The following is a 14,340-nucleotide window of genomic DNA, read 5'->3' on the forward strand; positions in this document are numbered from 1 at the left end:
AGTCGGTCCTGTTACTCCGGTTGCTCCCGTTATTCCGGTTGCTCCTGTTATCCCTGTCGCTCCGGTCGGTCCCGTTATTCCAGTTGGTCCTGTTGCTCCGGTTGGAATATAAATTGGTGGAAGAATCGGAAATGTAGGTCCAATATTTTCTGGTCCTATCATCCCCTTATTCAATGATAATTTGTCATTGCGTTTCAAGTTAATACCTCATTCCACATGTTTTTTAACTCATACATATCATTTAGACCTTATCATTAAAGAATAACTTTATAACTATTCTCTTTTCTTCTCATAATAATTATTACATGTATTACACATTTTACCGTTGCTATAGCCACTATTATTAATATAATAAATTGATCATTCTATTTAAAAAGTAGTAAATCTATAACATTCTTATTTAAAAAGATGAGGTGATTTATATTCAAGATAATAATGAAATTAGAAAAAAGGAACTAATGTCAATGGCTCTTGACATTATTTTCCCTTACAGGCTTACGGGGCCTACCGGGAATACTGGATCTACTGGAAGTACTGGACCTACCGGAAGTACTGGGCCTATCGGAAGTACTGGACCTACCGGGAGTACTGGGCCTACCGGAAGTACTGGACCTACCGGAAGTACTGGACCTACCGGGAGTACTGGGCCTACCGGAAGTACTGGACCTCCCGGAAGTACTGGACCTACCGGGAGTACTGGTTCAATCGTTACAACAAACTCTATGTTCGCTAATAATACATCAGGTGGTTCTGTTTCAGTCGTATTAGGAGGAACAAACATTCCACTGGCAAATAACCAAAGTCTCGGTAATTTTACAGTTAACGCTTCAAATGACGTATTTACAATTCCTGTAACTGGAAGATATCATTTAACCTATCAAGTTAATACGACAACCGCTCTACTTGCTGGAACTAGACTACTATTAAACGCTTCTACGCCAATTCCTGGCTCTATTTTTTCTCCCGCTTTATCCACTTCAAATTATAGTAATAACTTAATTACTAATTTAAATGCTGGTAATACAATCTCACTACAATTATTTGGTATATTATCCGTCGTGAATTTAGTTGGAGGCGGATCAACAGGTGCCTCTCTTACAATTATACGAATTGATTAAAAAAATGATTCATTGTTTTTATAATAAACAATCTAAATACTCAATTGATAAATATTACGATAGTGATTAAGTAATAAAAATAAATTTTACTATATCCATAGTAGAAAACATCTATACTAAATTTTCCGTATATATATTATCAATTTACACTCACCCATGTCGATGTTACATTAAAGATGAAGATTGTTTCTTCTTTACAGACCATCTCAATATGTATTTGAGGAACATCTCCAATCCTATACGCGAGAGCAATACTATATTGACACTCAATTGAGTGTCTTTTTTTATATTCAAAAAATAAAAATCAGACTACTTTATATACTAATCCATCCACATACCCTATGTGGTTTAAAACTTTTAAGAGGAAACCTTCTAACAATAGGTTTCCTTCCATATCATATTAAATAAGAAGCAGGTTAAATACGGAGGTGATTTTGATTAAGACTACTTTAATTTCTCATTTTTACAATGAAGAATATTTACTTCCATGGTGGTTAATGCACCATACAAAGCTATTTGATCATGGCATTCTTATTAATCGTGGATCCACTGATCGTTCAGTTGAAATCTGTAAAACATTCGCTCCTAATTGGGAAATACGAAACTCAAAATCACTCGAATTTGATGCTTATTTAGTTGATCAAGAAGTTATGGAAATTGAAAGAGAAATTACAGGATGGAAAATGGTATTGAATACGACAGAATTCCTGTGCTGTTATAATAAAGAACAATTTTTTAAATCACTTAGCACTATGGGCGGCAATATGTTTTCAATAAGAATGATTATGATGATTGATGAACCGACTTATGGCTACACTAATCCAAGATATAGTTCTCCGCTTGTTAAACAACGTTATCACGGCATAATAATTCAACCTAATCCAAATCAACTATATCTTAACGGTAGATTAATTCACAATAATTCGCACGGGAACTATAGAGTCGGGAGACATGGTTCGCATTATCCTTATAGCATTTACATGGAACCTGCTTTTATTTTTAAATTTTTTTACAGTCCATGGAACGATCCAATGAAAAAACGAAAATTACAAATTGGGCCGACTCTTTCTCAACATAGTGTACGACGTGGATTAGGTTCTCATCACTTAACAACAATTGAAAAATTAGAAAAAAAATACAAATACTATGCAACCTTAACTACGGATCTCCGGTTATTCCCAGAATACCAAATTATATTTCCTGATCTTTGTCCTTAATGTCATGAATATTTAGTTTCGACATCTATCCGTTTTTTATTAACATACCAACTCCAACTAAATACTTTTCTCTAGTAGAAATCTGAGCTAGAACTCTTGCTGCACGCAAATTCCTCTTATTTAATCTCGTATCACTAGCCTATAATCTTTCATACCATTTCATTCAGCACTTGATGTTGGATCAGAAATAAAAAATGGTAATTCATTTGGAAAATTTTCAAATTCAGATTATATACCTTCTAAAACAAAGAATTCAAACAATAGAACCTAAACTAATGTTTTAAGTTATGGCTTTATTTTTTTTTATTATTCACTTTAAAATCTTTTTATAATAATATTGAAAAATACGGTATAATATAAATTACTGTTCTTTAGGAGGATTACAATGGCTGATAAGTATAAATTTTTCATTCTCATTGTTACCGCATTTTTTTCATTCTTTTCTTTAATAAAAGATTTTCGCAACACTTCAAAAAGTTTCTTTTGGGGTAGTTTTATCATTCTTACAAGCTTCATGATACTATTAATACATGCTCTAGATTTAACTCAAATACTTTTTTATCCAAAGCAAATTGCGCTTGAATTTATTACAATACCACGGAAATTATTTTTACCATCTGTCACTGAGGCCGCCAGTCTCCCTCCAACACTAAGATAATAATTTGATTAAGAGCTCTTTCTAAAAGAGCTCTCTTTTTTTACATAAACATACCATATACAAAATCCAACCTTAACCACTTAATTACTTATAAGAACCTAACTTATAAAACGCATAATAATTATACTTATTTACTAGTATACAAGCCGTATCTCTTAGTAGAAGCACAGCATATTATACGATACAGGACAAAACTTTCAAAACACTTGTCCGAGTTAATTTTCAAAAAGGGGTGAACATAAATGCCTATCGTTAAACCTTTTATAGCTGGAAGACGATTTGTAAGCACAGCAGCAACAGGAACTGCTGCTGGAGCAGATTTAACTTTTGCTAACACAGACTTCACTGATGACACTGGTGCTGTAACAACATTCCCTGCTTCTTATGCCTTTTTAACACTTTATATTAATGGTGTTATTCAAACAGGTGATACTATTACTGGTGTGACTACTACAGCTGCTACTATTGTAGGAGGAGCAGTCCTAGATGGAGGCACTCCTATCGCAATTGAATTTACTATAACGTAACTTTAGTTGTCTTTTTAGAGGTTTCATTAAAAGAAACCTCTAATTTTAAAAATTTACATCAATTTTAGTAGCAACTACATAATACAAGTGCATATACTAAATAGAATAATAGAAATTTATACTCACTCTCAAAAAGAGCACTTATCTATAGTGATCTTTTATATAGCACAATATTTTTTCGCCTATTTGCTCTTGGAGAACCTACTAAGCAGTTAGCTAAATTAGCTAACTGCTTTTTCGATATTGTATTTATTATTCATAGCTTTATCCATAATAGTAACGCTTGTGCACTATCTACTATAAATTTTCATATATTGTATTATGCTTGTCCAAAACGTGAAGTTAATACTCACGAAATCTAAATACAAGAAAGGAGTGAAAATATGCGCTCATCCATTCGTAAATTCACTAATTTTAATTGTGAAGCACAAGCACCTAGTACACTACCTGCCCTAGGTTTTGCCTTCAATGCTACTTCACCTCAATTTGCAACATTATTTACACCACTACTATTACCTAGTACAGGCCCAAATCCTAACATTACTGTCCCTGTAATCAATGATACAATTAGTACTGGAACTGGTATTAAAATTCAAGTAGCTGGTATTTATCAAATTAGCTATACATTAACGATTAGTCTTGATAACGTTCCAGTAGCCCCAGAAGCAGCACGCTTTTTCTTGACATTAAATTCATCGACTACTGTTATTGCAGGATCCGGAACCGCAGTCCGTTCTAATATTATTGGAACTGGTGAAGTCGATGTATCAAGTGGCGTCATTCTAATTAACTTAAACCCAGGGGATTTAATTCAAATTGTCCCCGTTGAAGTAATAGGTACAGTAGATATTCGTTCTGCAGCGTTAACAGTTGCACAAATTCGTTAATAAAGTGAAACTTTAATCATTGGGTTTTAGTTCATCCCCCCATGATTATTAGCCCTCACCAATTGGGTTGCCCGTTAATGCGGGATAAAAACAAAAGACTTGGCTAACTAACATTTAATGTTCCTTATACACACTAAAAAATATTTTTATAGATTTGACACACATTTATATCAAACAAGCATATTTTATTGTATGTTGACTATATAGTCATACAAATCTAAAGCGTTCATAAAAGCACACTTATATGTGTGCTTTATTTTTAATTAAAACCTACAACATTCTCAAACAATATCCATATATTATCTTGATTCCTCTCTAAATATATAGTTTGTCTCAGAGCGCTTTTAACAGCGCTCTTTTTATTTAATTTTAAAGTTCGATTTTATGCTTTACGTTATACACATGCTATACTACTTTTGAAACAAGGTATACATCTAAAGACTGTAAGTGAACAATTCAGTTATAAAGATATGTTCATAACATTAAATCGCTATTCACATGTTTTGCCTGGAATGCAGGAGGATGCTGTTAAAATATGTAGTGAAAAACCATTTGAATAGTAATATTTACAAATACAAAAAATGCGGTTTCTCCTCTCAAGAGAAACCGCAACATATCAATGTTTTTACTATATTTTAAACTGACTCGTATACAGATCAAAATAAAACCCTTTATCTTCCATGAGAGACTCATGATCCCCTCTTTCTAAAATTCTTCCATCCTTTATAACAAGGATTTGATCTGCTTTTTCAATTGTTTTAAGTCGGTGAGCGATCACAAAACTTGTGCGACCTCTCATTAAATTATTTAGTCCTGCTTGTATTTGTAATTCTGTTCTTGTGTCAATATTAGATGTCGCTTCATCTAGAATTAATATATCTGCATCTGCTAAAATTGCTCGTGCAATCGCAAGAAGTTGTTTTTGTCCTTGACTTAAATTCGATCCTTCTCAAGCAATTTTTGTTTCATATTTATTTGGCAAATGCTTAATAAAAGAATGTGCAGATGCTGCCTTAGCTGCAGTGATAACTTCTTCATCAGTAGCATCTAAGCGTCCATAACGGATATTATCCATAATCGAACCAGCAAATAAATACGTATCTTGTAAAACTACTCCTATTTTACTTCGTAAAGAATTAATATCATAATCTTTTATATCTTTTCCATCAATATGAATTTGTCCTTGCTGTATATCGTAAAAGCGAGTTAACAAATTAATGATTGTTGTTTTCCCTGATCCAGTCGGACCAACTAAAGCAATTGTCTCTCCTGGCTGCGCTTTAAGACTCACTTCTTTTAAAATTGTTTTATTTTCTGCGTAGCCAAATGAAACATTCTTAAGTGCAACATGCCCTTGTAAATTTTGTACAACGAATGCGTCTTTTTTATTTTGAATTTCTGGTACCTCATCCATAATCTCAAAAACACGTTCTCCACCAGCAACTGCCGCTTGAATTGTATTCATTAAAGTCGCAAATTGACTTAGCGGCCTTGAGAATTGACGAGAATAATTAATAAAAGCCGCCATAACTCCTACTGTTGTCATTCCGTTTAAGACCATAACTGATCCGGTCCCAATGACAAGCCCCATACCTAAGTTATTAATAAAGTTCATACTTGGAAAAATAAAAGCTGAAAATATATCAGCCTTCGTAGCTGAAACTCTTAGCTGTTCATTAATTTTATTGAAATTTTGTACAGTTTCTTTTTCTTTTCCATACAACGTTGTAACATCCGCACCTGTAATTGCTTCCTCAATAAATCCATTTAGTTCACCTAAATCTTTTTGACGCTTCGCAAAGTTTTTACCACTATATGCAACTAGTTTTTTTGTAACGTAAAACATAATAGGTACTGTAATTAAAGTTACAATTGCTAAAATCCAATTTAAGGCGAACATTGCAATCGTTACACCTATAAAAGTTAATGCTGATGAAATAATTTGTACAACACTTTGTGTCAAAGCTTGGTTCAAATTATCTATATCATTTGTCACACGGCTCATTAAATCACCTTGAGAACGCACATCAAAGAACCGTAAAGAAAGCGTTTGGATTTTCTCAAAAATATCTTGTCGTATTTTTTGAATTGTTTTTAATGCAACGTTAATCATGACAAATGTTTGTAACCATGTTAAAAGTACAGTTACACCGTAAATCGCGATAAGTAACATACACATTCTTGCTGTACCACTTAAATCTTTCGGTACAATATATTGATCTATAATGACTCCCATAAAATAGGGACCTAATAATCCAAGTAAAGTAGTAACAACGACTAGAAATATAACAAACATTAGAGCAGCTTTTTGATAGCCCATATAGTTCCATATCCGCATTACAGTTCCTTGGGCATTTTTAGCTTTTCCCATCTTTGGTGTGTTTCGTCCACCTTTATTAGCAAATTGCCCTTGAAAATTACGCATGTTCTTCCCCACCTTCTTTATGCAAATTACCACCTTGGGAAAGATAAATTTCCTGATAAACCTCACTTCGTTCTAACAATTGTTCATGTGTACCATTGCCAACTAATTCACCATTATCTAATACAAGTATTTTATCCGCATCCATTATGGAAGAAATTTTGGACGCGATTAATAAAGTCGTTGTGCCTTTATATTTTGTTTTTAAAGCTGTTTGAATAGTAGCCTCTGATTTTGCATCAACTGCTGATGTAGAATCATCTAATATGAGAATCGGTGGTTTTCTCACAAGTGCCCTTGCAATTGATACACGTTGTTTTTGTCCACCTGATAGATTTGTCGCACCTTGTGTTAAATTATATTGATAAGATTCTTCCAGCTTATTAATAAACTCAGTCGCACAAGCTGATGCAGCTGCTACTTCCAGCTCATCATGTGTTGCATTTTCTTTACCATAACGTAAATTCTCTTCTATACTACCTGAGAACAACAAGGCCTTCTGAGGTACAAACCCTATTGAAGCACGGAGTTTTTGCAAATCATATGTTTTAACATCTATTCCATCTATACATATTTCACCTTGATCCACATCATATAGACGTGGTAACAGTTTCGCTAAGCTAGATTTACCACTTCCAGTTGATCCAATAATCCCTACTTTTTCACCTTTTTGTATGCTAAACGAAATATCTTTTAAAACGTATTCATTATTTTTCGTATAGCTATAACTAACATTTTTAAATTCGATATTCCCCTCGATTTTCTCAGGTTCGATTGCATTCGCTTCGCTTATAATATCAACCTCGGTATTTAACACTTGCTGTACACGATCCGCAGATGGAAAAGCTCGCGCAATTTGAATAAATACCATGCTAATCGACATAAGTGACATTAAAATGATATTCAAGTAATTAATAAATGCCAAAATCGCTCCTACTTGAAGCGTTCCATTGAATACTTTTTCTCCACCAATCCATAATGTTGCGACAATCCCGCCACTTACAACTAGCATAATGATTGGCATCATTAAAGAAATAAGTTGCACAGCTCGAATATTTATCTTCGTTAAATTTGTATTTACACTTCCAAATTGAGCGATTTCATATTTTTGTCTTACATACGCTTTTATAACACGTACACCAGATAAATTTTCTTGTAACTTTGTATTCACTTTGTCCAATGCCTCTTGCACCTTTTTAAATGTACCACTTGCTTTGCTTGCAATTAAAATAATCGCAAGTAATAAAATCGGAACAACTACAAGTAATATTGGAAATAACTCTCTTGCTGTTACAAAAACAATAATTATACTTCCCATAAATAACAGCGGACCACGAACGAGAACACGTAATGTCATTGTCATTGCTGATTGAATGGAAGTGATATCATTCGTCACGATCGTTAATAATTTACCTGTTCCAAATGAATCACGATTATTACTAGAAAATGTTTCTATTTTCGCAAACACATCTTTTCGTATGTCAGTAGCGAAATTAACAGCTGCTTTTGTAGAATATATCATACACCCAAGCCCTCCAACTAAACCGAGTGCTGCTGCTCCTATCATAAGAACCCCCATTTTTATTACATAATTTAAATCCCGATTTGCAATCCCAACATCAATGATATGTTGCATAATAGTCGGTTGAATTAAGTCCATCGCAACCTCAAGTACCATAAATAGCGGTCCAATAATAGCGAAGAACATGTATGGTTTTAAATACTGTAATAACTTACGAAATGATTTCATACATAATCTCCTTTTCCCATGAAATTACCACTGAATAATTCATATCCCTCCTTATTTAAGTGATATTTTTTGTAATTTCTTCATTACTTTTATTATATTATGCAAATTAATATTTAACATTATTAAATGATAAGTATTAATGACTTTCTGGTCAATAAATGTGCTTTATATTATGTAAATACAAAAACCGCATTCTTAATGAAAAGAATACGGTTTTTTCATCTATATTTCTTCAATTGTAAAATTTAAAAACTCAGTCTCAAATCCCTTATTTTTAGAAGGACTACACGTGTAAAAACCTATTTTAATAGGCTCATTCCCTATATCCTCCATTAAATGAGCGATTCTTATTTGTTCCCATTGATGGTTCTTTTTCACATATATTGTATAATCACTGCGTTTTCGAATAATTCGAAAACGCAGTTGTTGCTTAGCTGCTTCAGTTGGATAATCTTGCGTTGACCAGTCAGAATATCCATTATTCGTTACGACAGCACCTAAGTGAGATGGCCCTTCAGGGATATATTCTAAAGATGTTTTTAGCCAACAGTTCTCCGAAATCATAACAAAAAGACCTGCTTGATCGAATTTTGAATTTGGATTCATACGTAACTGAACTTCAGCTTGAAAGTCTGTCATCATCTCATTATAAAATACATGACCATTCATTACTTCAAAACCATAATGTGTTTTAAGCCAAAAATCGGTTTCTGCTTTCGAACGGACAATAAACGCATGATTATCATTAATTTTATAGTATTCAGGTACATTCATTATAGTGAGTTGCTCAATACGTTCTGGTATATACGATATATTCATAGCTCCTCCATAATAAAGCATTTATATAGACATTTAAAACTCCGCTAATACTGGAAATTTATAACCTTTAAAATCTAACTCTTTATCACTTCGAACCATTAAATACTTGCTAGACTGTAATTCTGTAAACTGTACATCCTCAATCCCTAATTGATCCGGAGAAAAATAAAATTCGATTTCCGTAAACCTTTCATTGATTTCTCCACATAATTCATCTAAAACCGGAAGTACTGGCGCAAATACTCCAAATAATTTCAACTTTTCATTGTCTACTTCATAAACGATTAAAGCATCTAGTTTCTCTGAATAATACAATTTCTCATTCCATTCCGAATCATACATATTCAAATAAAATGAAGGATGGAAGTTTAAAGTTGAAAAACTATTTGAAAGTCTTTGGCTACTATCAATAGTTTCATGTATTAACTGTCTATTCTCTATATTATAGAAATCTAACTTTTTAAGTAGTGAATCGTTATTATTAATATTTTTATCATATGGTATAGTCATCAAATATTCCTGCACAACTTTAAATCCAAATGCTGTATATAGTTCAGGTTTTTCCGTAAACAATAATGCACATTCACATTTCTTATCGATTTCTTCTATCATTTTACTCATTAATTGTGTCATTAGCCCTTGTCTACGGAAATTAGGGTGTGTCATTACTGATTGAATACCCGCCGCATTTATTTTTTCACCATTAATTAATAATGGGAGTGAAAATGCCGCAACATTTGCAATCACTTTATCTTCTTGTAAAAATGATAAAGCTTTATATGTATCATCCCAATATCCTTTATCCGAAAAATCATTCAATGTTTGAGTTGTAATTCCCAACACTTCTTCAAATAAAGGAAATAACTGCTCTCTTTTCGGTTCTTCTATTAGAAGACTTGCCAATTTTTCAACATTCCCCATGTTGTACCTCCAAATGTTAAATTCCATTAAATTAGATATACTTATATGACCTACTCTTAAAAATAGAGGTCTTACCAATCAATATACTATCATAAAACATAAAAAAAAAGTCTAATTAATTTTATGTTTCGACTATTTGAAAATAAGTCGAATAAAAAAATATTAAGATTTTCGGATATTAATTAGTTTATTTTATAAAAATAGCGCTTTCTAATTAGCTTTTACTAATAGAAATACACTATTTATAATAAAATATTTTTATTCTTTTATCCCTTCAAGTCTTTCCTTCGTATTAATTTCTTCTCCACTTATACGCTTTTCAAAAGACTTTCTCCAACTATTTGAAAGTGCATTTACTTCTAATATCCTTTTTACCCCTTCAATATTTTGTTTTTCCTTATGCATAATACGGTTAGCGAATGCTACTGAAACACCTTTTGGATCAGACTGTAGTCTTTTTAAGGTGTCGACTGATGATACCCATCCTTCTTTTAATACACGAAAATAAAATCCTGTATATCCTGTTTCTTGAAAATATAGTGGTAACTTTGGAATATTATATTTTTTTGCTAATTTAAAACAAGGTTGCCTTGGTTGTGTTACCTGTACGATTGCCTATCCTAGCTCAAACGTATCACCAATACAAACATCCTCTTCGCTCATACCACTAACTGTTATATTTTCTCCGAAAGCCCCATATACAAGATCTTGATTCAATTCTTTTTCCCAGTATGGATAGTGATCACCAGTATAAACACAAACTGCTTTATCTACTCCTCCATGATGAACTAAGTCAGCTTGTCCATCCCCATTAAATTTTACAAAGGATAAATATACCGGTTCCTTTACTTGTTTCTTATTTATGCCTGTATGAACTACCTTTCCGCCGTATGTAACCTCTTTTGGTAACCCTATATTTAAAGATAATAATTGATATTCATTAGCCATTCTATTTCCTCCTTTAAAGGTGTTACATGTATTTTCTCTCAATTAATTTTTACAACCCTCTCTGTTATATAAAGATGATTATAAAACCTCTAAAATCATTGTTCAATTCAATTATTTATATAATAATGATAGGTATAACCTATTATTATACTTGAGGTGATTCCAATCGAATTACGACAACTTGAATACTTTTTAGCTGTTTCAAAAGAATTACATTTCACAAAAGCAGCTGAGAAATTAAATATTTCACAGCCTTCTCTAAGTCAACAAATACGTGCATTAGAGCATGAACTAGGAATGCCACTTTTCGATCGAATTGGTAAAAAAATATCTTTAACTGAAGCAGGAAAGATTTTATTATCACATAGTAAAACCATTTTTCATGAAGTTGAACAAGCTCGTTCAGCTATTCAAGACCTAAACGGATTACAGCAAGGTTCCTTAACAATAGGGGCTTTGTTAACCGTCGTAAATTATTTACTACCACTAACTATTTTAAATTTCAATAATTTATATCCCAATATAGAGCTTTCTGTATTAGGGCTTCGCACAGGAGATATCCGTGAAAAATTATTACGAAACGAACTAGATATTGGAATTACATTTCTCCCGGTGCAAGATAAAGAGATTATCTCTATCCCTCTATACAAAAGCGATCTTACATTAGTCGTGCCCACTGGTCATCGATTAGCTGAACGTAATCATGTATCTATTGCTGAATTACAGAACTATCCTTTAATTCTTTTACCTAAAAATTTCTTTTTAACCGAACTAATTACATCTCATTGTCAAAAATTCAACTTTAAACCAAGACCAATTTTAGAAATTAGCACGATGGAATCTTTAATCCAAATGGTTTCCAAAGGAATGGGAATTACAGTGTTACCCAAACCATATATAGACTTTTTACAAAATAATAACATTCAAGCTATTAAAATAGAAAACCCTACTCCAACAATTGAAATAGGGTTAATTTATAGAAAAGATAAATATATGTGTGCTGCAACTCAAGAATTTATTGAACAACTAAAAAGCACAGTAAGTTCTTTCCAAAACTAAAAAAAGAGATTATCCTATGAAACCGTTTCACAACGATCTAGTAGAATAATCTCTTTTCAAAACAAAGTAAACATTATATTAAACTCTTATAGATTTTAATGTACCTTTTTAGATATTGGAATATATTTAGTAAAATATGCACCAACTAGCAATAATACAATTGAAAATAACCAAGTAAAAGCACCGCCAAAGTGAAACCAATATGCAAACATATTTAAAATTGCGAGTGAAAAGAAGCAAATAGAAGTTAACGCACTTTTCAATCCTTTTATCCCAGATTTTTTTCTCTTTTGATAAGCAATATACACCGCAATAACAAGAAAAAAGATAAGAACAAATGGTAACATAACTTTTAGCATTGGTAATCCCTCCAGTGTAAATGCACTCTCTTCATTATCAGCTTATCTCATTTATCTTTTAGGCATCAATTCATTCTTATCTTCCCTCCAAAAGTCAGTATAAGTTTTATTTTTAAAGTTCACGTTCACCTCAGAAAACGGCATACTTCCTCCAACTTTCAATGAGTACCAGTCGTTTAAAAGTGGTGATCCGAAACAAATCTTCATTGTACGATCATGTAAATCGAATAATACAGAATGTAAAGTTCCAAACCATTCTTCATAGTTATGTACAGTCAGTCCATCAGGATATTCTTCTTCTACTAACTTTTTTAAAGACTCTATGCTCACTTGTTCATATCCATTTAAATGCTCATGTAAAATATGATATCTCTTTGTAGATTGTTCTAATTTCCTATTATTTAATTTCTGAATTGATGAACTAACTGCATGGTTTGTTGATACAATAAAAGCTTGGTTGTCACCATCAATCGTTGTTGTGGATTTATGACCGTCAAATATTTCAATATGTGCTGCATTTAAAGGATCAGCTACTATTAAATTAATATTACTAGCAATTGGTATTTCTTCTATTAGTGATTTAGCTTCCTGCACATTTTTACATTTCTCCAACAACAATCGAATTACCGCAAAACACTGTAAACCATTTACCATTGGCTTTCTTAAACCTACAATGTTTCCTACTGGTTGACCACATGCTGAAAATGTAACAGATAATCCATGTTCGTTAACCCCTTCTGTTCGACCAAAATATTGAGTAGAAAAGCCACTATGTGCATACGCACCTTCAACATGCGTCGAGCAAAAACGCATATCATCTATTACTGGTGACAAATCATAATTTCTTAATACATAAGTGTGAGTTGAATCTGTCTTTTTAGGTAATACTGCACAATGACTACAACCTGCTTTCAATAGTGTTTGATAGTAATACATCATATTTTTTGAAGGAATTTTTAACACTTCACAAAAACCTTCAATTTCTTCATTAATTCCAGAACAATATTGATTTAATATATTTCTAGATTCTGTCCAATGGTTATGCGATATTAAGTTTTCTTGCTCTATAAATTGCGGAATAAGATAAGAATGTTGTTTCACAAATTCACCTTGTTGCTTACCAATTTCATAATGACTTCCTTTGAGCGATGAAAAATACCCCTTTACTTGATACATCAAATTCCCCCTCTTATTAAACATATCCATATCGTACCAAATAAATCCCATTCATTCTTGATGTTTTTTACTACCTTACCTTAACTCCATGCCACTTAAAAACCTCCACTAATAATTATTTTTTTGTTAATATTGCTACAGAAGCTTTATTTCAAAATAAAATAGTTTAATATCAAATGAGCAAAATACTATATTGAACTTACTCGTAAGCAATCATCTAATTTTTGAGATTAAGAAACTTATTTATCAAAGCAAAAGGAGAATTTATGTATGAGCAATTGCAAACCAATTGATGAATTAACTATTGAAGACCTAAAACAAAACCCCATTTGGGAATGGGCAATAGATGAAGAGGAAAACGAAGAACATGACGAAACATGGGTAAAACCACATCGCTATCAAGCTAAGCCCATACAACGTCAAGTATAGGAGAGGTTGTTTCTTTTTTCTAAAAGCTAGGTGTAGAGAATTTAAAGATT

General features: G+C 32.3%; 13 protein-coding genes and 2 pseudogenes. 7 read left to right on the forward strand and 8 right to left on the reverse strand.

Features of this window, described 5'->3' with window-relative positions; genetic code table 11:
• Positions 1 to 198, reverse strand: a 198-nt coding sequence (locus MR169_RS26920) for an exosporium leader peptide-containing protein (RefSeq protein ID WP_242320334.1), incomplete at its 3' end; no start/stop codon positions are given.
• A 215-nt stretch (positions 199 to 413) separates the two neighbouring features.
• Here MR169_RS26920 and MR169_RS26925 point away from each other — a divergent pair.
• The 5 genes from MR169_RS26925 to exsF all read left to right on the forward strand — a co-directional run bounded on the left by MR169_RS26925 (position 414) and on the right by exsF (position 4,407).
• Positions 414 to 1,118, forward strand: a complete 705-nt coding sequence (locus MR169_RS26925) for a BclA C-terminal domain-containing protein (RefSeq protein WP_242320335.1) — start codon at positions 414 to 416, stop codon at positions 1,116 to 1,118.
• A 434-nt stretch (positions 1,119 to 1,552) separates the two neighbouring features.
• Complete coding sequence (locus tag MR169_RS26930; protein WP_000598287.1) at positions 1,553 to 2,335, forward strand: glycosyltransferase family 2 protein; 783 nt, start codon at positions 1,553 to 1,555, stop codon at positions 2,333 to 2,335.
• Positions 2,336 to 2,720: 385 nt separating this feature from the next.
• On the forward strand, positions 2,721 to 2,993 hold the full coding sequence (locus tag MR169_RS26935; protein ID WP_000774116.1) for a hypothetical protein: 273 nt from the start codon (positions 2,721 to 2,723) through the stop codon (positions 2,991 to 2,993).
• Positions 2,994 to 3,235: 242 nt separating this feature from the next.
• Positions 3,236 to 3,520: a DUF4183 domain-containing protein gene (locus tag MR169_RS26940; RefSeq protein ID WP_001123247.1), complete on the forward strand. Its 285-nt coding sequence runs from the start codon at positions 3,236 to 3,238 to the stop codon at positions 3,518 to 3,520.
• A 383-nt stretch (positions 3,521 to 3,903) separates the two neighbouring features.
• Entirely contained in the window at positions 3,904 to 4,407 is a 504-nt protein-coding gene (gene exsF, locus MR169_RS26945) for an exosporium protein ExsF (RefSeq protein WP_242320336.1), read from the forward strand.
• A gap of 628 nt (positions 4,408 to 5,035) precedes the next feature.
• Here the strand turns inward: exsF and MR169_RS26950 are convergent.
• From MR169_RS26950 to MR169_RS26970, 5 genes and pseudogenes are all read right to left on the reverse strand, one after another.
• Positions 5,036 to 6,832, reverse strand: a pseudogene (locus tag MR169_RS26950) (ABC transporter ATP-binding protein).
• Positions 6,825 to 8,579, reverse strand: a complete 1,755-nt coding sequence (locus tag MR169_RS26955; RefSeq protein ID WP_242320337.1) for an ABC transporter ATP-binding protein — start codon at positions 8,577 to 8,579, stop codon at positions 6,825 to 6,827. The pseudogene MR169_RS26950 and the gene MR169_RS26955 overlap by 8 nt, the downstream one beginning before the upstream one ends.
• A 222-nt stretch (positions 8,580 to 8,801) precedes the next feature.
• Positions 8,802 to 9,398, reverse strand: coding sequence for a DUF1349 domain-containing protein (locus tag MR169_RS26960; RefSeq protein WP_044797080.1), 597 nt, complete (start codon positions 9,396 to 9,398; stop codon positions 8,802 to 8,804).
• Between the two features lie 33 nt (positions 9,399 to 9,431).
• Positions 9,432 to 10,319, reverse strand: a complete 888-nt coding sequence (locus MR169_RS26965) for a GNAT family N-acetyltransferase (RefSeq protein ID WP_044797081.1) — start codon at positions 10,317 to 10,319, stop codon at positions 9,432 to 9,434.
• A gap of 258 nt (positions 10,320 to 10,577) precedes the next feature.
• Positions 10,578 to 11,267 (reverse strand): annotated as a pseudogene (locus MR169_RS26970) (MOSC domain-containing protein).
• 156 nt (positions 11,268 to 11,423) lie between these two features.
• Between MR169_RS26970 and MR169_RS26975 the strand changes: the two are divergent.
• Positions 11,424 to 12,326 carry a LysR family transcriptional regulator gene (locus MR169_RS26975; RefSeq protein WP_242320338.1) on the forward strand — a complete coding sequence of 301 codons (903 nt, stop codon included), beginning with the start codon at positions 11,424 to 11,426 and terminating at the stop codon, positions 12,324 to 12,326.
• Positions 12,327 to 12,421: 95 nt separating this feature from the next.
• On the opposite strand, the gene MR169_RS26980 is transcribed toward MR169_RS26975, so the two are convergent.
• Both MR169_RS26980 and MR169_RS26985 read right to left on the reverse strand, forming a co-directional pair.
• The gene (locus MR169_RS26980; protein WP_242320339.1) at positions 12,422 to 12,685 is read right to left on the reverse strand and encodes a hypothetical protein; all 264 of its coding nucleotides are present in this window, start codon (positions 12,683 to 12,685) and stop codon (positions 12,422 to 12,424) included.
• A gap of 51 nt (positions 12,686 to 12,736) precedes the next feature.
• A complete protein-coding gene (locus tag MR169_RS26985) occupies positions 12,737 to 13,861 on the reverse strand; it encodes a C45 family autoproteolytic acyltransferase/hydrolase (protein ID WP_061664732.1) in 1,125 nt (374 codons plus the stop codon).
• Positions 13,862 to 14,131: 270 nt separating this feature from the next.
• Between MR169_RS26985 and MR169_RS26990 the strand changes: the two genes are divergently transcribed.
• Complete coding sequence (locus tag MR169_RS26990; RefSeq protein WP_242320340.1) at positions 14,132 to 14,290, forward strand: hypothetical protein; 159 nt, start codon at positions 14,132 to 14,134, stop codon at positions 14,288 to 14,290.
• The last annotated feature ends 50 nt before the right edge of the window (positions 14,291 to 14,340 follow it).

This window comes from Bacillus cereus group sp. BfR-BA-01349 (genome assembly GCF_022663795.1).
In the GTDB taxonomy this organism is placed as follows: Bacteria; Bacillota; Bacilli; order Bacillales; family Bacillaceae_G; genus Bacillus_A; species Bacillus_A cereus.